Below are 24,786 nucleotides of genomic sequence, written 5' to 3'. Positions count from 1 at the left end.
AGCTGTGAGTGCGAGTGTTCATACAGGACGGGGGTCGTGTGCACGCGTCATCGCAGCAGCGAGCGGCGGACCAGCGGCCGTATTTCTTCTTGAGCTACGCGCACACGCCGAGGTACGGAGCCGGAGGCCCCGACCCCGATATGTGGGTCGAGCGGCTGTTCCGCGATCTGTGTGGTCATGTGATGGCCCTGACCGATCTGCCGGCCGGTGCACCGGCCGGTTTCATGGACCGTGAGATACGGTCCGGCGAGGGCTGGTCGGAGCGCCTGGCGGAAGTGCTCGCCACCTGCCGGGTCTTCGTACCGCTCTTCTCGCCCCGCTACTTCGCCAGCGAGATGTGCGGCAAGGAGTGGTACGCGTTCGCCCAGCGCGAGATCTACCACCAGGCCAAGAGCAACCGGCCGGCCGAAGCCATAGTGCCCGCCCTGTGGGTACCGGTGCCGCCCGAACAACTCCCCGGCCCCGCCGAGCGGTTGCAGTTCAACCACCGGGCCTTCGGCGACCGCTACGTCACCGACGGGCTCTACGGACTCATCAAACTCCGCATATTCGCCGAGGAGTACGAGCGCGCGGTCTACGAGCTGGCCAAACGCATCGTCAGTGTCGCCGACACCGCCGCGATGGGCCCCAGCAGACCGCTCGACTACCGGCAGGCCCCCAGCGCCTTCGGCACCCAGGACCCGGCCGGCGCCACGGCCCGGGGCGCGGTGCGCAGCAGCGGCCCCCGTCCCATCCAGGTCACCGTCGCCGCCTCCACCAGACACGACCTGCCACCGGGACGCGACGCCGAGTACTACGGCGACATGCCTCAGGACTGGAACCCGTACTACCCGGACGCCCACCGGCCGCTCGCCTACGTCGCCCGCGATCTGGTCCGCGCCCTCAACTACCAGGCCACGGTCGGCTCCTTCGACCACGACACCACCCCGCTGGACAGCAAACAGCCCCCGACCAGACCGGAGTTGCTCATCATCGACCGCTGGGCACTGGAGGACGAGGAACGACGCGAACGGCTCGCCGCCTTCGACGCCGAGAACCGCCCCTGGGTGAGCGTCGTCGTCCCCTGGAACCGCGACGACCACCAGAGCCGCGCCGCCGAGAGCGAACTGAGCGCCACACTCGAACAGACCCTGCCGACCAAACTCAGCCAGGGCCGTGCCGCCTGCCGCGCCGCGGCCCGCGGCGTCCCGAGCATGGAGGCCTTCGGCCAGATCCTCCCCCAGGTGGTGGAGGCGGCCGCCCAGCAGTACCTCAGACACGCACAGGTCTATCCGCCCGCCGGCGGCAGCCATACCGAACGTCCCCGGCTGCGCGGCCCCATGGCGGCCGAGTACGCCACCACGCATTTCATCCCCGACATGCTCGACCAGGCGCCCGATGCGGAGGACACGGATGACAGCCAGTCGTGACGGACGCATCGTCACGTTCTACTCGTACAAGGGAGGCACCGGGCGGACCATGGCCATGGCCAACACCGCCTGGATCCTCGCCGCGAACGGAAAGCGGGTCCTCGCCGTCGACTGGGACCTGGAGGCCCCCGGTCTGCACCGCTTCTTCCATCCCTTCCTCGACCCCTCCACCCTCGGCGCCACCACCGGTGTCATCGACCTGATCACCGAGTACGCCTGGGCCGCCACCAGCCCCGTGCAGCGCCCCGACGACTGGCACCGGGACTACGCCCGGATCCAGCCGCACGCCGTCTCCCTCACACCCGAGAGCCTCGGCTGGGAGTTCCCCGAGGGCGGCACCCTCGACTTCGTCTCCGCCGGCAAGCAGAACCGCGAGTACTCGGCGACCGTCTCCACCTTCGACTGGGACAACTTCTACGACCGCCTCGGCGGCGGGCACTTCTTCGACGCCCTGCGCGACGACATGAAGGCCAACTACGACTACGTCCTCATCGACAGCCGCACCGGCCTCAGCGACATCGCCGACATCTGCACCGTCCATCTGCCCGACGTCCTCGTCGACTGCTTCACCCTCAGCGACCAGTCCATCGACGGCGCCGCGGCCGTCGCACGGCAGATCGACGAACGCTACGGCGGCCGGGGCATCCGCATCTTCCCCGTCCCCATGCGCATCGACGAGGGCGAGAAGGAGAAGGCCGACGCCGGACGGGCCCTCGCCCGGCTGAAGTTCGACCGCTTCCCCACCGGACTCGCCGGCGAGGACAGCACCGCCTACTGGGGCGCGGTGGAGATCCCCTACCGCCCCTACTACGCCTACGAGGAGACCCTGGCCACCTTCGGCGACGAGGCGGGACTCACCAACTCCCTGCTCTCCGCCTTCGAACGGCTCACCGCCGTCGTCACCGACCAGGAAGTCACCTCCATGCCGGCCGTCGGCGAGGAGACCAGGCTGCGCATCAGGGACGCCTTCACCCGCCGCCGCCCCGCCATGCCCGCCGACCTCTTCCTCAGCTACGTGGCCGAGAACCGGATGTGGGCCGACTGGATCGAGTCCGTCCTCACCCGCGCCGGCTTCCGCGTCGTCCCGCGCGACGTCTCCGCGGAACCCTCCCCGGACGGCTCCGGCACGCTCGTGCCCGAGACCGCGGCCCGCACCGTCGTGCTGCTCTCCAGCGCGTACCTCAAGTCCGCCCGCGCCGTGGAGGTGTGGGAACGGGCCGCCTCCGAGGACCCCGGCGGCGGACGGCGCCAGCTGCTGCCGCTGCGCGTCGGCGACGTACGCCTCACCACTCCCTACATCGACCGCAACCCCGTCGACCTCTTCCGCCTCGACGAGGTGCACGCCACCAGCGCCCTGCTGCGCGCTCTCGACCGGCCCATCCAGCTCACCGACGGGGTCGCGCCCGGCCCGCGGTTCCCCGGCACCGTCCCCAAGATCTGGAACGCGCCCGCCCGCAACCCCGGCTTCACCGGCCGCTCCGTCGTCCTGGAGCGGATGCGCGACCAGCTCGGTGGCGGCATGGCCGTCGTCCTGCCACAGCCCCAGACGCTGTACGGGCTCGGCGGCGTCGGCAAGACCCAGGTGGCACTGGAGTACGTGCACCGCTTCATGGCCGACTACGACCTGGTGTGGTGGATCTCCTCCGAGCAGTCCGACGACGTCGTCGCCGGACTGGCCGAACTCGCCACCCGCCTCGGCGCCCAGGGCGGCGAGGACATGGCCGCCGCCTCCCAGGAAGCCGTCGACCTGCTGCGGCGCGGCGTACCGACCTCGCGCTGGCTGCTGGTCTTCGACAACGCCGACGACCCCGAACAGCTCAAGCGGTTCTTCCCCACCGGCGGGCACATCCTCGTCACGTCCAGGAACCAGACGTGGTCGCAGTACGGCGACTCGCTGCCCGTCGACGTCTTCCTGCGGGAGGAGTCCGTCGAGCACCTCCAGCGCCGGGCGCCCGGACTCACCCTGGAGGACGCCGACCAGGTCGCCGCCGCCGTCGGTGACCTGCCGCTCGCCGTCGAGCAGGCCGCGGCGTGGATCGCCGAGACCGCCACACCCGTCGCCGCGTACCTGGAACAGCTCGGCCGGCAGGCGCCGAGCGTCCTCGCGCTCAACCAGCCCGCCGGCTACCCCGAGCCGGTCGCCGCGACCTGGAACGTCTCCATCGAACGGCTCAAGGAACGCTCACCCGCCGCCGTACGGCTGCTCCAGCTGTGCGCGTTCTTCGCACCGGAACCGATCTCCGCGAACCTGCTCTACAGCAAGGAGATGATCGAGGCGCTCAAGCCCTACGACTCCTCCCTCCAGGAGAAGCTCGTACTCGGCCGGGTCATCCGCGAGATCGGCCGGTTCGCCCTCGCCAAGGTCGACCAGGTCTCCAACTCCATCCAGGTGCACCGGCTGGTGCAGGCCGTCATCCGGGCCCAGCTCAGCGAGCAGGAGCAGCAGGACGCCCGGCACGCCGTCCACCGCATCCTCGCCGGCGCGCGCCCCGACGACGACGAGCCGATCGACAACCCCGAGACCTGGCCGCGGTTCACCACCATCTGGCCCCACCTCGGACCCTCGGAGGCCCGCTTCTGCAAGGAGCCGGAGACCCGCCGGCTCCTCATCGACCGGGTGCGCTACCTCTGGAAGCGCGGCGACTGGCAGGCCGCCGGGGCGCTCGGCGACGAACTGCGCGAATCCTGGCGGGAGATGCTCGGGAACGACGATCTGCAGTACCTGTACCTGCGCTTCCACCTCTCCAACATCTTCCGCTCCCAGGGCCGTTACGTGGAGGCGCGCGAGCTCGACGAGGTCACCCTGGAACGCCAGCGTATCGTCCTCGGCCCCTCCCATCCGCACACGTACATGACCACCAGCGGTCTCGCCATGGACCTCGGCACCCTCGGCCAGTACGGCAAGGCCATGGAGCTGGCCACCGAGGCCCACGAGGGATTCAGCCAGATCTTCCACGAGTCCCACCCGCGCACCCTGGCCGCCGCCAACAACCTCGCGCTCAACCTGCGCATGGTCGGCCAGTACGCGCGCGCCCGCGAGATCGACCAGGACGTCTTCGACCGCCGTACCGAAGTGCTCGGCCCCGAGCACCCGTACACGCTGTCCTCGGCCACGTCGCTCTCCCGTGACCTGCGGGAGGTCGGCCGCTACGAGGACTCGGTCGGCCTGCTCAGCCGCACCTACGACATCTACAAGCAGACCCTCGGCCGGACCTTCCCCGGCACCCTTGCCGCGGCCAAGTCCCTCGCCGTCTCACTGCGGCGGGCCGGCCTGCTGGAGGACGCCCGCAGGCTGACGACGGCCACCCGCAACCGCTACCGCGCCAAGTACACCTCGGCCAACCCGGACTCGCTCGCCTGCGATCTGAACCTGGCGGCCGACCTGTTCGCCGCCGGGGAGCCGGTGGCGGCCCGGGACCTGGCCCAGGAGGTCGTGGACCAGTACATGAAGGTGCCGGGCGAGAAGCATCCGTACACCCTCGCCGCGCTCAACAACCTCGGCATCTACCAGTGGGGCTGCGGCGACCCCGAGGCGGCGGAGCAGGTGCTGCTGCCCACCGTCCGCAGGATGACCGACGTGCTCGGCACCGCCCATCCGCACACGCTGTTCTGCACCGTCAACCTCGCCAACGCCCGTGCGGACCTCGGCGAGCTGGAATCGGCGCTGGACACCGAGCGGCGGGCCGTCATGAAACTCCGCGAGGTCCTGGGCTCCCACCACCCCGAGGTCCTCGCCGTCTCCTCCAACATGGCGGTCACGCTCGGCGCGCTGGGACGCAAGGACGAGGCGGCGCTGCTGCGCGCCGAGACCGTGGAGGAACTGGGGCGGCTCCTCGGGGAGGACCACGCGATGACCCGCATCGCCCGGGACGAACGCAGGATCCACCGGGACCTGGAGCCGCTGGCGGTGTGACGCGGGGCTCCGCACCCGAGCCTCCGCACCGAGGGACTTCAACGAGAGCCCTCGGTGCGGGTTGTCGGGTGCGGGGGCTGGTGCGGGTTCCTCGGATGCGGGTCCTCGGATGCGGGGGCTCTGGTGCGGGGGCTCTGGTGCGGGTCCTCTAGGGCGGGTCCTCCAGCGACGGGGCGAGGAGCCAGGTCAGGACGCGGGGCAGTGCGTGCAGCGCGTCGAAGTGCGCGGCGGCGGGCTCCAGGACCGCCGTCGCGCCCGGGATGCGCTGCGCGAGCCACCGCGAGTGGCCGACCGGAGAGAAGACGTCCTTCTCGCCGTGCCACAGCAGCACGGGCGCGGTGATCTCCGCGGGATCGAATCCCCAGGGACTGCAGAAGGCGAGGGCGTCGTCGATCCAGCCGTACGCCGACGTCCGCAGCGCCTCCTGGTAGTTGCGCAGCAGCATCGTCCGTACGCCGGCGTCCGCGACGACCATCCGGTCCGAGTCCGTCAGCTCCCGGCGCAGATCGTTGAGCAGCCGGAACGGATCGCGCCGGATCTCCGCCGAACGCAGGATGAACCGCGCGGTGAGCCCGTCCGGGTCGACCGTGGCCCTCGTGTACTCCAGGACGTTGGACGCGGCCATGCCCTCGAACCAGTCGAGACCGTCCGCGTCCCGCGGCGCGAGCGTCACCAGGGCCGCGGCCCTGGTCACCCGGTCGGGCATCAGCGCGGCACAGGCCAGGGCGTGCGGCGCGCCCCCCGAGCGGCCCACCACGGCGAACCGGTCGAGCTCCAGCGCGTCGGCGATCGCCCGTACGTCCTGGACCACATCGGCCACGCTGCGCCCCTCCAGCCGGTCGGAGCCGCCGTAGCCGGGCCGGTCGTACGCGATCAGCTGCATCCCGCGCTGGTACAGCACCATGCCGCGCGGGGCCGGGCCCAGCCTGCTGCCGGGGGTGCCGTGCAGCAGGAACACGGGCCTGCCCCGCGGGTCCCCCAGGCGCTCCACCATCAGATGCCGCCCGTCCGACGCGCGCACCCGACGTCGCACCGCCCCTCCTTCGCCATGGGGTTCCATTTATCCCCGTATGCCGGGTAATTCCTGTCAGTCGTACACATGGGTCATGCACATGTGCCATGTGCAGCAATACTGTCCTGGCATTCCCCTCCCCCTTGATGATTACCCATCAGGGGGTGGTCGGCGAAAGGCTTCAATGAGCCCGTTCGGCCTGATTCCGCGTGAAGAACCGGACAGGACTAGTCCTTACCCGCCGCACATGGCCCGGTAGCACGGGGTGTTCGCAATCGAAACCGACCTGTGGTGACCTCCGGTAGTGAAGGTGCAGAGGGCGCATTGGAGGTTTCGTGTGCGCGTCCTGAACTCGACCTTGTGTGCTACCGGCGCGTATCGGAATAGTGGGCGCCCCATCCTCCGTGTCCGGGCACCCCACTGCCCGCACGCGGCCCCCACAGGAGGTCGATGTTGAACCACCGACGGATACCCAAGAGGCGCGCGGCGATGGCGGGCGGTGCCGTCGTCGCTCTCGTTGCCGCTGGAGTCACCTTGCAGACTGCGAACGCCAGCGAGGAGAAGCCCGCGTTCACCGTCAAGCAGCTGTCGGCGTCGGCGGCCGGAGATCTCGCCTCGACGCTCGGTAAGGACCTGGGCGTTGACGCGGCCGGCGCGTACTACGACGCCGACGCCAAGGCGCTCGTGATGAATGTGGTGGATGAGGCGGCCGCCGAGTCCGTGCGCAAGGCCGGAGGCAAGGCCAGAATCGTCGAGCACACGCTCGCCGAGCTGAAGACCGCCCGGCAGACCCTCACCGAGCGTGCCACCATCCCCGGTACGTCCTGGGCGACCGACCCGGTGACCAACAAGGTGGTCGTCACGGCCGACCGTACGGTCAAGGGCGCGAACCTGACGAAGCTCCAGGAGGTCGTGAAGGGCCTCGGCGCGAAGGCGGAACTGAAGAAGACGGCGGGGGAGTTCAAGCCCTTCATCGCCGGTGGTGACGCCATCCACAGCGGCGGCGGCCGCTGTTCGCTCGGCTTCAACGTCGTCAAGGACGGCGAGCCGCACTTCATCACGGCGGGTCACTGCGGTGAGACCGGAAGCGAGTGGTCGGACTCCGCGGGCGGCGCCGCGATCGGCAGCATGGTCGACTCGCAGTTCCCCGAGAACGACTTCGCGCTCGTCAAGTACAGCGGCGACACCGCCCACCCGAGCGAGGTCGACCTCTACAACGGCAGCGCGCAGCAGATCACCAAGGCGGGTGACGCCACCGTCGGTATGCAGGTGACCCGCAGCGGTTCCACCACCCAGGTCCACGACGGCGAGGTCACCGGCCTCGACGCCACCGTGAACTACGGCAACGGCCAGATCGTCAACGGCCTCATCCAGACGAACGTCTGCGCGGAGCCCGGCGACAGCGGCGGCTCGCTCTTCGCCGGCGACGCCGCGATCGGTCTGACCTCGGGCGGCAGCGGTGACTGCTCCGCGGGCGGCGAGACGTTCTTCCAGCCGGTGACGGAGGCGCTGCAGGTCTTCGGCGCCGAGATCGGCTGATCCTTCTCCACTTCCCGGGCCCGGGCCGTCCCTCAGGGGCGACCCGGGCCCGGGTCGTGCCCGGGGCCGGGTCCCGGGTCGGGCGCGAGCTCGGGTCCCGGGTTGTGCCCTGGGCCGGGTGCGAGGTCCTGGCCCGGGTCCTGGCCCAGGCCCTCGCCCTGGTGGTGCAGGGCGCGCAGCGCCTGGCGCACCGACCAGAGGACGGACACGATCGGTACGGCCACCACCGCGCCGATCACCCCGGCGGCGATGGCACCGCCGATGACCGAGAGCGCGACGACGAGCGGATGCAGCCGTACGGCCCAGCTCATCACGACCGGGTGGAGCACATGCCCCTCGAGCTGGCCGATGACCACGATCAGCGCGACGACGACGGCGGCGACGACCGGGCCCTTGGCCGCCAGTGCCACGATCGCGGCGACGGCGAGCGCGATGGGCGAGCCGATGAGCGGAATGAAGGCGGCGAAGAACTCCAGCAGCGCCAGCGGCACGGCCAGCGGGACCCCGAGGGCGTAGAGCGCCACACCGACGAGGATCGCGTTGGTCGCCGCCACCAGCACGATGCCGTGCGTGTATCCGGTGAACGTCCGCCACGCCGCACGGCCCGCCACCGACACCCGCTCCCGCGCGGACGGCGGCAGCTGGTCGCAGAACCAGTTCCACTGACGGTCGCCCGAGTGCAGGAAGAACACCGAGGAGAACAGCGCGAGCGCCAGCGTCGTCAGCACCTCCACCAGCCGGCCCGCGCCGCTGAGCGCCGTACTGATCACGGTGGACCGATGGCTGGAGAGGAACCGGCCGATCCATGACTGGACGTCCCTGAGCGCTTCCGGGTTCACCCGGAACGGAGGCCGCTCCAGCCAGCGTTCGATCCTCTCGACCCCCGCGCCGAACTCGCGCTGCAGCACGGTCAGCTCCCCGGCGACCGTCTCACCGACCAGGGCCAGCACCCCGAGGATCAGGGCGATGCTGCTGATCAGCGCCATGGCCACGGCGAGCGGCCGCGGAATCCGGCGGGCCAGCAGATCGGTCACCGGCCGGAGCATCGCCGTGCCGACGAGACCGAGGAAGACGGCCACCGCGATCTCGTGGAAGCGCCCGAGGACCGAGAAGACGGCGTACACGACGGCTCCGACCACCAGGAGCCGCCAGGCATAGGCGGCGGCGGCCCGCAGGGCGGGCGCCACCCGCGATTCCGTGTACCGGTCGGTGGCGGCCTCCCCGGCGGGAGCCTCCCCGGCGGCGGCTTCGTCGAGACGGGACCCGGGGCGGACGGGACCGCGCACGGAACGCCGCGCCGCGCGGATCCGGTGCCGTCGCTGATCGGATTGCCTGGGCATCGCCCGACTCGTACCACCGGCGGCCGCGGGCCCAACGCGGCCCACCGGACATTAGCCCGAAGGCACCCGGTGGGCGCCTGCCGGGCACCCGGTCGGCGCCCACCGGGACCTTCCGGCATGTGCCCCACGCATCAATCGTACGAACGTTCGAAACTTGGTCTATGGTGGAGGCGAGGGGGAGGTGAGAACGGATTTGAGCCAGGAGGTGCGGGTGCCCGGTTTCACGCATCTGCACACCGTGTCCGGATTCTCCGTGCGGTACGGGGCCTCGCATCCGGAACGGCTGGTCGAGCGCGCCGCCGAGCGGGGGATGGGGGCCCTCGCGCTGACCGACCGCGACACGGTCGCGGGGGCGGTCCGCTTCACCAAGGCCTGCGTCAAGGCCGGGGTGCGCCCGCTGTTCGGGGCCGATCTCGCCGTACGGGAGCGTGCCGAGGGGGCGGACGGAACCGGCCGCCGGCGCACTCCGGTGCGGGGCGGGGCCTTCATCGACGAGTCCGCGCCGCGCGTCACCTTCCTCGCCCGCGACGGCGCCGCCGGCTGGGCGGAACTCTGCCGGCTGATCACCGCCGCCCATGACGGCACCGACCGGCCCGTCGTCGGATGGGACGCCCTGGACGGCGGCCCCGCCGGGCTCACCGTGCTGCTCGGGCCCGCCTCCGAGGTGGGCAGGGCACTGGCCGCGGGCCGCCCCGACCGGGCCGCCCGGCTGCTCGCGCCCTGGCGGGAGCGGTACGGCGACGCGCTGCGTCTCGAAGCCGTGCACCACGGGACCGGGGGCACCGGCCCCGGCTCGCTGCGGCTCGCCGCCCGTACCGTCGGCTTCGCCGCCGAGCAGGGCGTACGGGCCGTGCTCAGCAACGCCGTGCGATACGCCGACCCGGATCAGGGCCCCGTCGCCGATGTCCTGGACGCGGCCCGCCGGCTCGTCCCCGTCGACCCGGCCAGGGGGCTCGACAGCGGTGAGCGCTGGCTCAAGGGTGCGGACGACATGTCCCGTACGGCCGAGCGGGTCGTCGAGGTCGCCGGTCTGCGGCGTGACGCCGCGCACCGGCTGCTCGCCGTCACCGAGGAGACCGCCGCCGAGTGCCTCGTCGACCCGGGGGACGGCCTGGGCATGGGCTACGCCTACTACCCGGAGCCGCGTCTCGTCGGCGCCGGCCGGCGCACCGCCCAGCGCGTCCTCGCCTCCCGCGCCGCCGCCGGCATGGTGCTGCGCGGCTACGACCGGAGGCCCGACGCCCGGGAGTACTGGGAGCGGATGCGCTCCGAGCTGGACATCATCGACTTCCACGGAAACGCCACCTACTTCCTGACGGTCGCTCAGGTCGTCGACGACACCAGGGGAATGGGCATCCGGGTCGCCGCGCGCGGCTCCGGCGCCGGCTCCCTGGTCAACCATCTGCTCGGCATCGCGCACGCCGACCCGGTCGAGCAGCATCTGCTGATGGAGCGCTTCCTGTCCAAGCGCCGGTTCGCGCTGCCCGACATCGACATCGACGTCGAGTCCGCACGCCGGCTGGAGGTCTACCGCGCGATCATCGACCGCTTCGGCGAGGAGCGGGTCGCGACCGTCGCCATGCCCGAGACCTACCGGGTGCGGCACGCGATCCGGGACGTGGGCGCCGCGCTGAGCATGGACCCGGCCGAGATCGACCGGCTCGCCAAGGCCTTCCCGCACATCCGCGCCCGCGACGCCCGCGCGGCGATGGAGGAACTGCCCGAACTGCGCGAGGTGGCAAAGGAGAAGGGCGGACACCACAGGCTCTGGGAACTGGTCGAGGCGCTGGACGCGCTGCCGCGCGGTGTCGCCATGCACCCCTGCGGGGTGCTCATCTCGGACTCCTCGCTGCTGCGGCGTACGCCCGTGATGCCGACCAGCGGTGAGGGCTTTCCCATGTCGCAGTTCGACAAGGACGACGTCGAGGACCTCGGGCTGCTCAAACTCGACGTGCTGGGCGTGCGGATGCAGTCCGCGATGGCGCACGCCGTCGCCGAGGTCGCACGGGCGACGGGTGAGCGGATCGACCTGGACGACCCGGGGCGGGTGCCGCCGGGTGACCCGGCGACGTACCAGCTCGTCCGTTCCGCCGAGACGCTCGGCTGCTTCCAGATCGAGTCGCCGGGCCAGCGCGATCTCGTCGGCAGGCTGCAGCCCGCGAACTTCCACGACCTGGTCGTCGACATCTCGCTGTTCCGGCCGGGGCCGGTCGCGGCGGACATGGTGCGGCCGTTCATCGAGGCCCGGCACGGCCGGGCACCGGTCCGCTTCCCGCACCCGGACCTGGCCGGGCCGCTGGGGGAGACGTACGGGGTCGTCGTCTTCCACGAGCAGATCATCGAGATGGTGAACATCCTGACCGGCTGCGGCAGGGACGAGGCCGACCGGGTGCGCCGCGGGCTGTCCGATCCGGAATCGCAGGAACGGATCAAGGTGTGGTTCGCCCGGCAGGCGGAACGGAAGGGGTACGCGGCCGAAGTGATCGCGCGGGCCTGGGAGATCATCGAGGCGTTCGGCTCGTACGGCTTCTGCAAGGCGCACGCGGTCGCCTTCGCCGTACCGACCTACCAGTCGGCGTGGCTCAAGGCGCACCATCCGGCGGCCTTCTACGCCGGGCTGCTCACGCACGATCCCGGGATGTACCCGAAGCGGCTGCTGCTGGCGGACGCGCGACGGCGGGGGGTGCCGGTGCTTCCGCTGGATGTGAACCGGTCGGCGGTCGCCTATCAGATCGAACTGGTGTCCGACGAAGTGTGGGGCATACGGCTCGCACTCGCCGATGTTCATGGCATCAGCGAGACGGAAGCGGCACGGATCGAGGCGGGGCGGCCGTATACGTCCCTGCTGGACTTCTGGGAGCGGGCGCGGCCGTCGCGGCCGGTCGCCGAACGGCTCGCACAGGTCGGCGCGCTGGACGAATTCGGCGCGAACCGCCGCGACCTGCTGCTGCACCTCGCCGAACTCCACCGCACGCAGCGGGGCATGGCCTCCCACGGTGGCCAGCTCCCGCTCGGCGGCGGCCGCAGGACCGCGTCCGTCGGGCTGCCCGACCTCAGCGAGGCCGAGCGGCTCAGCGCCGAACTGGGCGTCCTCGGCATGGACGCGTCCCGCCATCTGATGGCGGACCACCACGCCTTCCTCGACGAACTCGGCGCGATCCCCGCGCGGCGGCTGCGCGATGTCGAGCACGGTGCGACGGTGCTGGTCGCGGGCGCCAAGGCGGCCACCCAGACCCCGCCGATCCGCTCCGGGCGGCGGGTCGTCTTCACCACCCTGGACGACGGCACGGGCCTGGTCGACCTCGCCTTCTTCGACGACAGCCACGAGGCGTGCGCCCACACCGTCTTCCACTCCTGGCTGTTGCTGGTCCGCGGGGTCGTCCAGCGCCGGGGCCCGCGCAGCCTCAGCGTGGTCGGCTCCGCCGCGTGGAACCTCGCGGACCTGATCGAGATCCGGCGCACCGGCGGCCTGGACGCGGTGGCCGAGCGGCTCATCACGACCGACCCGGACGAGCCCACCGCTCCGGCCGCCGGCCGCAGCATCCGGATGTCCACCGGCTACGAGCTGAACGCCTGGGCGGACCTCCGCCCCGCGGGCGAAGGGGCCGTGCCGGCGAGGAAGTTGTGGCACCAGAGTCCGGGGAGTGCGGGATGACGACGGAGCACGGGCGGGTTGAGACCGGGGCTGAGGCCGGGGCCGGGGCCGGGGCCGAGCCTGAGGGCACGGCGGTTCTGCGCGCGGGGCTGGGTGGACCGGGCGGACCGGGTGGGGCGGTCGGGGCGGTCGGGGATGCAGAGGGCGCCGGGGGCGTCGGGGGCGAGCGGGCCAGGCCGGGGCCGCCCGGGACGACCGTTCTGTACGTGCGCTTCCGGGGAGCCGGCGGAGGCCCGCCCGACGGAGCCGCCTACGCGGGACTGCTCGGGCTGCTCGCGGCGTTCACGCCGGTCGTGGAAGCGGTCGGGCAGGACGGCGCGCTCGTCGATGTGCGGGGCGCGCTGCGGTACTTCGGCCGGGACGCCGCCGGACTCGCCGCGCTGATACGGGTACGGGCCCTCGCCCTGTACGGCGTGGACTGCGTGATCGGGGCCGGGCCCAGTCCGCTGCTCGCCCGGATGGCGGCACGGGAGGCCGGACCGGGCACGACACTGGTCGTGGGCGACGTGGCGGAGTTCCTCGCCGGGCGTCCGGTCGCCGCACTGCACGGTGTCGGCCCCTCGACGGCCCGCGCCCTCTGCGGCTACGGGCTCGACACCGTCGACCGGGTCGCCGCCGCACCCCTTGCCGTACTCCAGCGGATCCTCGGCGCCCGCGCCGGGCGTGAGGTGTACGAGAAGGCCCACGGCATCGACCGCACCCGGGTCGTCCCGAACGCGGCCGCCCGCTCCGTCGCCGCCGAACGCACCTTTCCCCGCGACGAGTTGGACCGCGACCGGCACCGTCGCGCCCTGCTCTCGCTCGCCGGGGAACTGGGCGCGCAGATGCGCGGCGAAGGCCAGGTGTGCCGTTCCCTGACGCTCACCGTGCGCTACGCCGACCGCACCACGACCATCAAGTCCCGTGCCCTGGCCGAGCCGACCGCCCACTCCGCGGCGCTCACCGGCGCCGCGTACCGGCTGCTGGACGCGCTCGGCCTGCAGCGCGCCCGGGTGCGCGCCCTCGCGCTGCGCGCCGAAGGGCTGGTCTCCGCCGAGCGGGCCGCACACCAGCTCACCTTCGACCCGGCCGACGAGAAGGCCCGCCGCCTGGAGGCGGTGGCCGACCGGGCCCGCGCCAAGTACGGCCCACGGGCGGTCATTCCGGGCTCGCTCGCCGCGTAACGCCCGGCAACGGATGATCGGGATGTCCGTGAGTAACCGCTCCATCACGGATCTTGACGCCGTTTCAGTTTTTACCGACGCGTAACTTCCCAGACTTAGTTACTCGTGCGTACGTTGACATGAGCACAGCTGTTCTACTTGTGGTCCGGGCCGCAGGGCGAATCCCCACATCCCCATACCAGCCTCGCATTTCCCTTGAGCCGCAAGGAGAACGCACGATGCTGTCCTGGAAGCGTGCCCTCAGACCACTGACCGCCGCCCTGTTGGCGGTGGCGATCGGCCTCGCGCCGGCCGCCACCGCCAACGCAGCCGCCGCCCCCACGAGCGGCTGGAACAACTACTCCTGCAAGCCGTCCTCCGCCCACCCCCGCCCGGTGATACTCGTCCACGGCACCTTCGGGAACTCCGTGGACAACTGGCTCGCCCTGGCTCCGTACCTGGTCAAGCGCGGCTACTGCGTCTTCTCGCTCGACTACGGCCAGCTGCCCGGCGTCCCGTTCTTCTACGGCCTCGGCCCCATCGACAAGTCGGCCGAGCAGCTCGACGCGTACGTCGACAGGGTCCTCGCCGCGACCGGGGCGAGCGAGGCCGATCTCGTCGGCCACTCGCAGGGCGGCATGATGCCGCGCCACTACCTCAAGTTCCTCGGCGGCGCGGACAAGGTGAACGCCCTCATCGGCCTCGCACCCGACAACCACGGCACGACGCTGAACGGGCTCACCGGCCTGCTCAAGTACTTCCCGGGCGTGGCGGACCTGATCAGCTCGAACACGCCCGGCCTCGCGGACCAGATGGCCGGCTCCGCGTTCCTCACCAAGCTGAACCAGGGCGGTGACACGGTCCCGGGCGTGCGCTACACCGTGATCGCCACCAAGTACGACGAGGTCGTCACCCCGTACCGCTCCGCGTTCCTCAGTGGGCCGGACGTCCGGAACGTGACGGTCCAGGACCTGTGCGCCATCGACTTCTCGGAGCACGTGGCGATAGGGCTGTTCGACCGGATCGCGTACCACGAGGTGGCCAACGCGCTGGATCCGGCGCGCGCCACTCCGACGACGTGTGCGTCGGTCTTCGACTGACGAGGTGACGGGGAAGGGCGCCGCCGCGGTGTGCAGTCCGCGGCGGCGCCCCTCACGCAGGATCAGCGACTTCGGCTCAGCGACTTCGGCTCAGCGGCGCATGGCCTTGCGGCGCGTCGTCGCGAACATCACGGCCGCACCGGCCGCGAGCACCGCGGCACCGCCGATGGCAACGTACGCGGTGTTCCCGTCACCGCCGGTCTCGGCCAGGTTCTCACCGGCGCCGTTGGCCTGGGGGGTGTTACCGGAAGCCGTTTCGCCCTTGGTCTCCGGCTGTGCCGCGGTCTCCGGGGTGCCGGTGCCGGTGTCGTCGCCCGTGGAGGTCGAAGGAGCCTCGGAGTGGTCGTCGCCACCGTGACCGCCGTGGTCGACCGTGGAGTTGTCGGCGCCCTCCTCGATCTGCTCCTCGGACGGCGCGGACGCGACCGGCGCCGGCTCCGAACCGCCGGGCGTGGAACCGCCGTTGTCCTGGCCGAAGACCACGTCCGAGCAGGTGTAGAACGCCTCGGGGGAGTCCGAGCGCTGCCAGATCGAGTAGATCAGATGCCGCCCGGACCTGCTCGGCACGGTGCCGTCGAAGACGTACTCCCCGTTCACCAGCTGCGGGTCCGTGACCTTGGCGAACGGCTGCGCCTCCAGGTCCGACCACTTCAGCGGCTTCGACGGGTCGTACCCCTCCTTGGTGATGTACAGCTCGAACGAGCCCTTGTGCGGGGCGGTGCCCTTGTAGTGGAACGTGTGGTTGCCGGCCCCGAGCTTCGACGCCGGCCAGTCCGCGCGCGGCAGATCCAGGCCCTTGTACTTGTCCCGGTTCGCGCTGCACAGCTTGCCGTCCGGGATCAACGACTTGTGGTTGCCCGCCGCGTTGGCGATGTTGACCTCGTTCCAGTCGTAGAACGCCTGCGCCCCACTGGCCGCGACCGCAGCCTTGCACGCCGCCGACTTCGGGCTCTCCGGCCCCTCCGCGTAGCACGCGGACACCCGGCTCACCGGATCCGTCATCGACCCGTGCGCAACGGCCGGCGATGCGGCGAGCCCGGCCAGCGCGAGCGGGGCTATCCCGAGCGTGGCGACGGTGGCGGCCCTACGGCGAGCGGTCATGGTGACGATCTCCTTCAGCAACGGCACATATGAGGGGGACGGAAGACCGGGGTACGGGGCCCGCTCCGGCGGCGCAGCCCCCCGAAGCGTCAGCAGCACCGACGCTCGAACCCCGCCCCGGCGATCAGAAAGCTAGCCCCTCGGAACCGCGAAATCGCCTGCTGGGACAGGGGGATGCCGATCCTTATGGCCGCTTTAAGGGTGGGGTAAGAAGGGGCTCAGGAACGCTGCGGAGCGTGCCCGTCCGGCCACCGGATTCGGGCGCCGGCGTGCGTGGTCCCGTCCACGCTCGGGTCGGCTGGTTGACGGTGTCCCGTGGTCGGGGGCGTCCCGGATCCCGGCCGAGATGTGCTCTCGGGTCGACGAGGAGTCGGTCAGACGGAAGGCTCCGGCAGGTGACCGAGGTGCTTGACGACACGTTCACGCAGGAGGAGGTACTCCTCCCGGCGACGAGGCAGAGGCCCCGGCGGACGGGTGACGGAACGAGCTGCGGTGATGGTCTGGCCATGCTGGAACTGCTCGCGTGTCAGGTCGAGTTCGATGCCACTGGGCAGCCGATTCCACCAGTGAAAGCCGTGCTGCTCCCCGTTGAGATGGACCTCGCCGACCACGAGGTCGCCGCCGAAGATGTCGTTGACGATCAAGGCCGTGATGTCGCAGTGGCCCCAGGCAGGGTTGCCGGGCTGCCAGTCGGCGCGAATGAGGTCGTCCGGGGAGCAGGTGTCAGCGGCCCAACTGGCGCGCAGGGCGTTGTCGAGGGCGATCAGATTCCACGGGACCATGCCTGCAGCATCGCAGCCACCACTGACAGGGGCCCGCCCGAGCAACGAGCAGCGGGCAGCGGGCGGTCGGCTCGTCCTGGCCCGTTCTAGAGGCGGGCGGTGTCCTCGACGGTGGTCGTGGTGTCGGCGGACTCCGTACGGCCCGCCGTCACCCGCAGTGTCACGGCGGCCGCTAGTCCCGCCACCAGGCCCCAGGTCAGGGCGGCCGGGACGCCGCTGCCGAGGACGCCGGATAGGTGCAGCAGCCCCCAGCGCAGGCCTGAACCGTCCGTCGCCAACCTCAGCAGCTGGCTCGCCAGCAGCCCGAGGACGGTCGCGCAGACCGCGCCGACCGCCATCGCCGGAACGGTGACCCGGGTGAGCAGCCCGGGCAGCCGTCGCAGTGCCCACCACACCACGGCGAGCAGCAGCACGTCGGCGGCGCGATACAGGAGCCAGCTGCCGATCGGCCCGCCCTCGGGGACCGCCCACGCCCCGAGCAGCAGCCACACGCGCAGGAGTTCGCCCGGTTCGGCGAAGAACCCGCCGTCCGGAGAGACCGTCTGGATGGCCGCCGCGACCGGATGGTACGAGAGGACCACCAGGGACACGGCGATCACCACGGTCCCCGCGGTGGCGGCCGACCGGGCGGCCCGCGCCGGGACGACCGCCTGCGGAAGCGGACCGGCACCCTTGGCGGTGACCCGCGCGGCGAGCACCGTCACCGTCGCCGCGACCAGCGCGGTCGCCACCAGGACCTGCCGCCCACTGGAGATCATGCCCGCCAGCTGGGGCAGGAAGCGGTAACTGCCGCGCCCGTACGAGGCGATCAGCCACGGAGTGGAGACGGTCACCGCCAGCGTCCCGGCCACCATGCCCCAGGCCCACAGCGCGAGCAACGCGGCCGGCATCCGGCCGTGCACCGGCGGCAGTCTGCGGACGAGGAGCAGCGCCCCGGGTACGAAGAAGGCGAAGACCGCGCCGAACCGGATCTGCATGGCGGTGGCGTGCAGCGCGAGGTAGCGGCTGCTGTCGGCCTCGGCTGCTTCCCCGATCCCGGCGGACGTCCCCGCGCCGATGCGGAGCGCGGCCGGCGGGTCGTACGACCAGGGGACGAGCCAGGTCGTGAGCTCGGCGGTGGCCCGGCCGCCGAGCACGCCGGTGGCGCCCGGCAGGTGCAGTGCGTTCGTACTCGAACCCGCCCACCACAGGAGCGCCGTGAGCAGCAGACCTCCGGCCAGTGCCGGTATCGCCGCGCGCCGGTATGTCATGAGCCGTCCTCGTCTTCGGTTCGTTTCGGCTTCCGGGAACAGTGCGCAGGCCGAACAGCGCGCAGGCCGAACGGTGCGCAGGCCGCGTTGACGCGGGGACGGGGCCCGGGGTGTCGCCCGGGCCCCGTCTCGTGGCGTGCGCGGTGGGGTCAGCCGAACAGGTTGTACGCCTGCCAGCCCGTACCGAACGCGACGCGTGTGTTGAAGCCGCCGTTGCCCTTGGCCGGGTAGAGCCAGAGCTTGCCCGTGGTGTCGCGGGTGAGGACGTCGGCGTGGCCGTCGCTGTTCACGTCGCCGGTGGTGACGATGGCGTTCATGGACTGGAAGGCGCCGACCAGCACGGGCGCCGACCACGGACGGGTGGCGACCCCCGTGCCCTTGTAGAGGTACGTCTTGCCGTCCTTGGCGCGGGCGAAGATGTCGGCCTTGCCGTCGTTGGTGAAGTCACCGTGGCCGCGGATCATGGTGAAGGACTCCCAGGCGGTACCGGTGACGACCGGCGCCGCGAGGGCGCCGTTGCCCTTGCCCGGGTAGACGCGCATGGTGCCGGCCGGGTCGACCGTGATGACGTCGGTGAGTTCGTCGCCCGTGACGTCGCCGGGGATCAGGATCTGCTTCTGCGTGTTCCAGCCCGTGGAGACGAGCTTGCGCTCCCACGTGCCGGACACCACCGAGAAGTGCTCCCAGTACACGGAGCCGTTGCTCGCGCGGACCAGCAGGTCCTCCCAGTCGTCGCGATCGAGGTCGCCCTGGACGAGCAGGTTGTAGCCGCCGAAGTAGCCGTGGTCGAACGTACGGCTCAGCGAGGTGACCTTCGAGGTCCAGCCGAAGAGCGTGCCGTCCGAGGCGCGCCGCGCCAACAGGTCGGCCGTGTGGTCGTAGTTCCAGTTGGCGTCGTCGACACGGGCCTGGATCGGTGCCGAGTACGTGGAGACCTTCGCGTACAGGCCGTACTTGCCCGCGGTCGCGCAGTTCTCCCCGGAGACGATGCCGGCCAGCCTGCCGCCGACCACCAGCGGGCCGCCCGAGTCACCGGCGCACGTCGTCTCGCTGGTGCCGTCGTCACCCGTCGGCGCGGCGCCGGCACAGAGCATGTGGCCCTTGACGAAGCCCCCGGGGTACGCGGCCGCGCACGAGGTGTCGGCGACGACGTCCGCGTCGGCCACCTTCAGCGTCTGCGCGCGCCCGCCCGGACCCGAGGTGGTCTTGCCCCAGCCGTACACCTTGCCGTCCAGGCCCGCCTGGTAGAGCGCGGAGTCGGTGGGCTGCGCGAGCGGCAGCGGCTTCACGGTGGCGGGGACCGGCCTGGTCAGCGTGAGGACGGCCACGTCGTTGTCCAGGCCGGCCGACCAGCTGAAGCCCGGGTGGTTCCACTGCCGGTAGGCGCCCAGCAGCGTGCCGTTGTGCCAGTTCCACGTCCCGTCGGTGTTCTGAGTGGGCGTCTGGTCGGTACCGACGACGACGGTGCCGCCCGCGTACCACTTGGCGCCCTTGACGCACTGGGCGGCGGTCGCGACCTTCGTCGGGGCGATGACCACGCCGCCGCACAGGAAGCCGGTGTTGCTGGCCTCGTCGTAGTAGTGCAGCTGCGCCATCCACGGTGCAGCCGAGATGGTGGTCTCCGAACCACCGATGATGCGCGCGCTCGGCGCGCCGCCGGCCCTGCTGCCGGCCCCGTTCCCGGCCCCGCTGTCCGCCACGGCCTCCATCGCCTGGCCGACGCGCTGTCGCAGTTCGGCCTGTGACGGCTGCGCGGGCTTCTGCGACTCGACGCCGAGCCTGAGTCCTTCACCCGCCTGCGCCGTATCGGATCCGCTGAACGCGATCCCCGCCCCTGTGAGCGCCATGACCGCGGCCACGGCCGGAAGCGCCGGCTTCATACGGCGCCTGTGCCGGCCACCACGCAAGCGAATCTGCACTCGGTAACCCACCCCTCGGGTTGTCGAACCGGCGGAGCACGAACGCCCGCCGGATTCGTCATTGGTGATGGTGGGGGCACCATGCTTCTGGGCAGCACGCCTCGACAGGCCCCCCGACCTCGGCCGATGCTGCGAAGCGGAATCCCCCACCTCGATCGGCAGATAATACGAGTCTCAACTAACGGTTGACCAGTGAGAAACGCGGGAGGGAGCCTCAGCCGAGGCGCCGGTAGCGCCGCTCGGGGCGTCCCGTACCCCCGTACCGCAGCGTCACCTCCGCGCGCCCCGTCTCCGCGAAGTACTCCAGGTAACGGCGGGCGCTGACGCGGGAGAGAGAGCCGGCCTCGGCGCATTCCGAGGCGGACAGGCCCTCCGGGTGGGCGCGCAGAACACGGTCGACCAGGTCCGCCGTATGGGCGGCGAGGCCCTTGGGGAGTTCGCGGGAGCCGGGCGGCCGGGTGCCGAAGATCTGGTCGACGTCCTCCTGCCGGGCCTCGTGGAGCGACGCGAGGCGGGTCCGGAGCGAGGCCACGTGCCGCAGTTGCTCCTGGAGCGCGGCCTGGCTGAAGGGCTTGATCAGATAGTGCAGGGCGCCGGCGCGCAGGGCCGCGCGGACCGTGCCCGCGTCCCGGGCCGCGGTGATGAAGAGGACGTCGGTCGGCTGCCGGTCCGTGTCCCGCGCCTCAGCCGCACGCAGTTCGCGCAGTACGCCGATGCCGTCCATATCGGGCAGATAGATGTCCAGCAGGACCAGATCGGGCCGGATCCGGTCCGCCGCGCGCAGGGCGTCGGCGCCGCTGTGCGCCACCCCGGCAACCGTGAAACCGGGCACCGCCGACACATAGCGGCCGTGCAGCTTCGCGACCATGAAGTCGTCGTCCACCACCAGCACCGTCGTCACGCCGACACGCTAGGCGCCGACCACAACGACCACAACGTCCGTTGATTCCGGAAGAGAGACAGCTTCTTAACGCGCAGGCAACATGTGGGCCACATCACCACCCCCCTGACCGGACCGAAAGGCGGCTCACGTGCGATTGCGCACCCCCCTCGCCCTGCTCGGGGCGGCGCTGCTGGTGCTCGTGGGGCCTCCGCTGCTCACCACGGGCAGCGGCGCCGACACCGGCACCCAGATCCCCGGCCTGCGCCTCATGGTCCCCAACTCGCCCGGCGGCGGTTACGACATCACGGCCCGTACGGCGGCCAAGAACGCCGAGGAGGCCGGGCTCACCCACAACATCGAGGTGTTCAACCTGCCCGGCGCGGGCGGCACCGTCGGACTGACCCGGCTCGTCGGCGAGCACGGCAACGGAAAGCTCGCCATGTCCATGGGCCTCGGAGTCGTCGGCGCCGTCCACACCAACAAGTCGCCGAAGACCCTCGCCGACACCACCCCGATCGCCCGGCTCACCGAGGAGCAGGACATCGTGGTGGTCGCCAAGGACTCCCCGTACCGGACCATCCAGCAGCTCGTGGACGCCTGGCGGAAGAACCCGGGCAAGCTGCCCGTCGGTGGCGGTTCCTCACCCGGCGGACCCGACCATCTCGCCCCCATGCTGATGGCGCAGGCCGCGGGCATCGCGCCCAAGTCCGTCAACTACGTCCCCTTCGACGGCGGCGGCGAGCTGCTCGCCTCCATCCTCGGCAACAAGATCGCCTTCGGCGTCTCGGGCGTCGGCGAGTACCTCGACCAGATCAGGTCCGGAGAGCTGCGGCTGCTCGCCGTGACCGGCCCCGAGCGGGTGCCGGGCCTGGACGCGCCCACCCTGCGCGAGGCCGGGCTCGACACCGACTTCACCAACTGGCGCGGCGTCGTCGCCCCGCCCGGACTCTCCGACGCCGAACGCGACAAGCTCGTCGGCCTCGTCCGCAAGCTCCACGACTCCGAGCAGTGGCAGGACTCGATGCGCAAGAACGGCTGGGACGACGCGTTCCTGACCGGTGACGAGTTCGGCGAGTTCCTGGACGAGCAGGACACCCGCGTCGACTCCGTACTGAAGGAGCTGGGGCTGTGAGCACAGAAGCGGGAGCGGGAGCGGGAACAGGAACGGGAGCGGGAACAGAAACGGCGACGGAGACGGAGACGGACGCAGGCGGGTCCGCACGCACGTCCTGGCTGCGCGAGCACTCCGAACTCGGCGTGAGCGTGCTCCTCTTCGTCATCGGCCTGCTCGTCCTGACCGACGCGCTGACGATGCACGTGGACATCGCCCAGCGCGGCCCCGTCGGCCCGAGGACCGTCCCCGTCGTCGTCGGCGCCGGACTGCTCCTCGTCGCCGTACTCCTCGCCGTCGACGTGCTGCGCGGCGGCCGCGGCGAATCCGAGAGCGGCGAGGACATCGACCTCTCCGAGCCCGGCGACCGGCGAACCGTACTGCTTCTCGCCGGAGTCTTCCTCGCGAACGCCGTCCTCATCGGCCCGCTCGGCTTCCCCGTCTCCGGGGCGCTGCTCTTCTGGGGCTCGGCCTACGCGCTGGGCAGCCGCCACCACCACCGAGACCCGCTGATCGCGGCCGCTCTCTCCCTCGTCACCTTCTTTGTCTTCAACAACCTGCTCGGGGTGCCGCTGCCCGGTGGCCCGCTGATGGGGGTGCTCTAGCCGATGGATTCGCTCAACTCCCTCCTCGACGGCTTCGGGACGGCGCTGACCCCGGTCAACCTGTTCTGGGCGGCGCTCGGAGTGCTGCTCGGCACGGCGATCGGCGTGCTGCCGGGAATCGGCCCGGCCATGGCGGTGGCACTGCTGCTCCCCGTCACGTACGGGCTCGAACCGACCGGCGCCTTCATCATGTTCGCGGGCATCTACTACGGCGCGATGTTCGGCGGCTCGACCACGTCCATCCTGCTCAACACGCCCGGTGAGAGCGCGGCCGTGGTCGCCGCCATGGAAGGCAACCCCATGGCCAGGGCGGGCCGTGGCGCGCAGGCGCTCGCGGCGGCCGCCGTCGGCCACTTCGCGGGCGGCATGATCGGCACGATACTGCTCGTCGCGCTCGCCCCGACCGTCGCCGCACTCGCCGTCGACATCGGCGCACCCGACTACTTCGCGATCATGGTGCTGGCCTTCATCGCCGTCACCTCCGTCCTCGGCTCGTCCCGTATCCGGGGGCTGGCCTCGCTGCTCATCGGTCTCACCCTCGGGCTCGTCGGCCTGGACCAGATGACCGGACAGCAGCGGCTCACCTTCGGCTCGCTCCAGCTCGCGGACGGCATCGACGTCGTCATCGTCGCGGTCGGGCTCTTCGCGATCGGCGAGGCGCTGTGGGTCGCAGCCCATCTGCGGCGTACGTCCGAAGAGCCGATACCCGTCGGCCGGCCCTGGCTCGCCAAGTCCGATGTGAGGCGCACCTGGAAGTCATGGCTGCGCGGACCGGTCATCGGTTTCCCGTTCGGCGCCGTACCTGCCGGCGGCGCGGAGATCCCGACGTTCCTGAGTTACGTCACCGAGAAGCGGCTCTCCCGGCACAAGGAGGAGTTCGGCAAGGGCGCCATCGAGGGCGTGGCGGGACCGGAGTCCGCGGCGTCCGCGTCGGCGGCCGGCACGCTCGTGTCGATGCTGACCCTCGGCCTGCCGACCACGGCCGTCGCGGCCGTCATGCTCGCCGCCTTCCAGCAGTACGGCATCCAGCCGGGACCGCTGCTCTTCGAACGCGAACCCGACCTGGTCTGGGGCCTGATCGCCTCGCTCTTCGTCGGCATGGTCCTGCTGCTCGCGCTCAACCTGCCGCTCGCACCGCTGTGGGCGAAGCTGCTGCGGATCCCCCGGCCGTACCTCTACGCGGGGATCCTGTTCTTCGCGGCGGTCGGCGCGTACGCGGTCGGTGGAGAGGCGCTCGACCTGGTGATCCTGCTGGTCATCGGACTGATCGGGTTCGGTATGCGGCGCTACGGGCTGCCGGTGCTGCCCGCGGTGATCGGTGTCATCCTCGGCCCGGCCGCGGAGCAGCAGTTGCGGCGCGCCCTGCAGATCAGTGACGGCAGTGTCACCGGGCTGGTCGACACCCCGTTCTCGGTGACGGTGTACGCCGTGATCGTGGTGCTGCTGGCCTGGCCATGGCTGAAGAGGCTGGTTGCGCGCGGTCGTAGGGTGAGTGGATGACCGACGACATCCGGCTCGCCGCCGAGGACGACATCACCCGTGTGAAGGCCGTGACCGACGCGGCCTACCACCACTACATCGAACGGATCGGTCTCGTACCGGCCCCGATGCAGGCGGACCACGCGGCGAACGTGGCGGCGGGCCGGGTGTACGTGACGGGCGACCCGGTGATCGGCGTCCTGGTGCTGATCCCCGCGGCCGACCACCTCTACCTGGACTCGATCGCCGTCGACCCCTCCGCCCAGGGCGCGGGACTCGGCCGCCGGCTGCTGGCCTTCGTCGAGGAGCACGCGCGCCGGCTCGGACTGCCCGAGGTACGGCTGCTCACGAACGCCATGATGTGGGAGAACCGGAAGATGTACGAGCGGTACGGCTATGAGGTCGTCGAACGCCGCATGGAGGGCCGGTACGACCGCATCCACTACCGCAAGCCGCTGAACTGACGCGCTGCCGCAAGCCGATGGACTGACACGCTGCCGCAAGCCGATGGACTGAACCGCGTGGAGGGGCCGTTGTCAGTGGCGG

The 24,786-nt window shown here is 71.3% G+C and carries 17 protein-coding genes; 10 read left to right on the top strand and 7 right to left on the bottom strand.

Going from position 1 to position 24,786, the window contains the following annotated elements; translation table 11 throughout:
- Positions 1 to 14 precede the first annotated feature (14 nt).
- Together fsxC and fxsT are read left to right on the top strand one after the other, a co-directional pair.
- Positions 15 to 1,409: an FxsC protein gene (gene fsxC, locus ACIQMR_RS09760; protein WP_401384874.1), complete on the top strand. Its 1,395-nt coding sequence runs from the start codon at positions 15 to 17 to the stop codon at positions 1,407 to 1,409.
- Entirely contained in the window at positions 1,393 to 5,322 is a 3,930-nt protein-coding gene (gene fxsT / locus ACIQMR_RS09755) for an FxSxx-COOH system tetratricopeptide repeat protein (RefSeq protein ID WP_401384873.1), read from the top strand. Before fsxC ends, fxsT begins: the two co-directional genes overlap by 17 nt.
- A 148-nt stretch (positions 5,323 to 5,470) precedes the next feature.
- Here the strand turns inward: fxsT and ACIQMR_RS09750 are convergent, their stop codons facing one another.
- The gene (locus ACIQMR_RS09750) at positions 5,471 to 6,355 is read right to left on the bottom strand and encodes an alpha/beta fold hydrolase (RefSeq protein WP_401384872.1); all 885 of its coding nucleotides are present in this window, start codon (positions 6,353 to 6,355) and stop codon (positions 5,471 to 5,473) included.
- A gap of 432 nt (positions 6,356 to 6,787) precedes the next feature.
- On the opposite strand from ACIQMR_RS09750, the gene ACIQMR_RS09745 reads away from it, so the two are divergent.
- Positions 6,788 to 7,873, top strand: coding sequence for a S1 family peptidase (locus tag ACIQMR_RS09745; RefSeq protein WP_401384930.1), 1,086 nt, complete (start codon positions 6,788 to 6,790; stop codon positions 7,871 to 7,873).
- Between the two features lie 32 nt (positions 7,874 to 7,905).
- Here ACIQMR_RS09745 and ACIQMR_RS09740 read toward each other — a convergent pair whose 3' ends face one another.
- A complete protein-coding gene (locus ACIQMR_RS09740) occupies positions 7,906 to 9,213 on the bottom strand; it encodes an AI-2E family transporter (protein ID WP_401384871.1) in 1,308 nt (435 codons plus the stop codon).
- Positions 9,214 to 9,424: 211 nt separating this feature from the next.
- Between ACIQMR_RS09740 and ACIQMR_RS09735 the strand changes: the two genes are divergently transcribed.
- The 3 genes from ACIQMR_RS09735 (at position 9,425) to ACIQMR_RS09725 (ending at position 15,110) form a co-directional block, all read left to right on the top strand.
- Entirely contained in the window at positions 9,425 to 12,868 is a 3,444-nt protein-coding gene (locus tag ACIQMR_RS09735) for a DNA polymerase III subunit alpha (RefSeq protein WP_401384870.1), read from the top strand.
- 206 nt (positions 12,869 to 13,074) lie between these two features.
- Positions 13,075 to 14,031 carry a DNA polymerase thumb domain-containing protein gene (locus tag ACIQMR_RS09730; RefSeq protein WP_401384869.1) on the top strand — a complete coding sequence of 319 codons (957 nt, stop codon included), beginning with the start codon at positions 13,075 to 13,077 and terminating at the stop codon, positions 14,029 to 14,031.
- A 218-nt stretch (positions 14,032 to 14,249) separates the two neighbouring features.
- Positions 14,250 to 15,110 (top strand): triacylglycerol lipase, encoded by an 861-nt coding sequence (locus ACIQMR_RS09725; protein ID WP_266375332.1) that lies wholly within the window; start codon positions 14,250 to 14,252, stop codon positions 15,108 to 15,110.
- A gap of 90 nt (positions 15,111 to 15,200) precedes the next feature.
- Here the strand turns inward: ACIQMR_RS09725 and ACIQMR_RS09720 are convergent, their stop codons facing one another.
- The 5 genes from ACIQMR_RS09720 to ACIQMR_RS09700 all read right to left on the bottom strand — a co-directional run bounded on the left by ACIQMR_RS09720 (position 15,201) and on the right by ACIQMR_RS09700 (position 21,063).
- Complete coding sequence (locus ACIQMR_RS09720) at positions 15,201 to 16,211, bottom strand: lytic polysaccharide monooxygenase (protein WP_401384868.1); 1,011 nt, start codon at positions 16,209 to 16,211, stop codon at positions 15,201 to 15,203.
- 374 nt (positions 16,212 to 16,585) lie between these two features.
- Positions 16,586 to 16,993 carry a hypothetical protein gene (locus ACIQMR_RS09715; protein WP_401384867.1) on the bottom strand — a complete coding sequence of 136 codons (408 nt, stop codon included), beginning with the start codon at positions 16,991 to 16,993 and terminating at the stop codon, positions 16,586 to 16,588.
- Between the two features lie 86 nt (positions 16,994 to 17,079).
- Positions 17,080 to 18,243, bottom strand: a complete 1,164-nt coding sequence (locus ACIQMR_RS09710) for a hypothetical protein (protein WP_401384866.1) — start codon at positions 18,241 to 18,243, stop codon at positions 17,080 to 17,082.
- 149 nt (positions 18,244 to 18,392) lie between these two features.
- The gene (locus ACIQMR_RS09705; RefSeq protein WP_401384865.1) at positions 18,393 to 20,123 is read right to left on the bottom strand and encodes a trypsin-like serine protease; all 1,731 of its coding nucleotides are present in this window, start codon (positions 20,121 to 20,123) and stop codon (positions 18,393 to 18,395) included.
- Between the two features lie 253 nt (positions 20,124 to 20,376).
- Positions 20,377 to 21,063: a response regulator gene (locus ACIQMR_RS09700; protein WP_401384864.1), complete on the bottom strand. Its 687-nt coding sequence runs from the start codon at positions 21,061 to 21,063 to the stop codon at positions 20,377 to 20,379.
- Positions 21,064 to 21,193: 130 nt separating this feature from the next.
- Here ACIQMR_RS09700 and ACIQMR_RS09695 point away from each other — a divergent pair, with 130 nt between their 5' ends.
- From ACIQMR_RS09695 to ACIQMR_RS09680, 4 genes are all read left to right on the top strand, one after another.
- Positions 21,194 to 22,177: a Bug family tripartite tricarboxylate transporter substrate binding protein gene (locus ACIQMR_RS09695; RefSeq protein ID WP_401384863.1), complete on the top strand. Its 984-nt coding sequence runs from the start codon at positions 21,194 to 21,196 to the stop codon at positions 22,175 to 22,177.
- A 101-nt stretch (positions 22,178 to 22,278) separates the two neighbouring features.
- Complete coding sequence (locus ACIQMR_RS09690; protein WP_401384929.1) at positions 22,279 to 22,761, top strand: tripartite tricarboxylate transporter TctB family protein; 483 nt, start codon at positions 22,279 to 22,281, stop codon at positions 22,759 to 22,761.
- A gap of 3 nt (positions 22,762 to 22,764) precedes the next feature.
- Positions 22,765 to 24,261 carry a tripartite tricarboxylate transporter permease gene (locus ACIQMR_RS09685; protein WP_401384862.1) on the top strand — a complete coding sequence of 499 codons (1,497 nt, stop codon included), beginning with the start codon at positions 22,765 to 22,767 and terminating at the stop codon, positions 24,259 to 24,261.
- The gene (locus tag ACIQMR_RS09680; protein ID WP_401384861.1) at positions 24,258 to 24,704 is read left to right on the top strand and encodes a GNAT family N-acetyltransferase; all 447 of its coding nucleotides are present in this window, start codon (positions 24,258 to 24,260) and stop codon (positions 24,702 to 24,704) included. The genes ACIQMR_RS09685 and ACIQMR_RS09680 overlap by 4 nt, the downstream gene beginning before the upstream one ends.
- The last annotated feature ends 82 nt before the right edge of the window (positions 24,705 to 24,786 follow it).

It is taken from the genome of Streptomyces sp. NPDC091376 (assembly GCF_044757085.1).
In the GTDB taxonomy this organism is placed as follows: domain Bacteria; phylum Actinomycetota; class Actinomycetes; order Streptomycetales; family Streptomycetaceae; genus Streptomyces; species Streptomyces pratisoli.
This window is presented reverse-complemented; position numbering and strand designations above follow the sequence as displayed.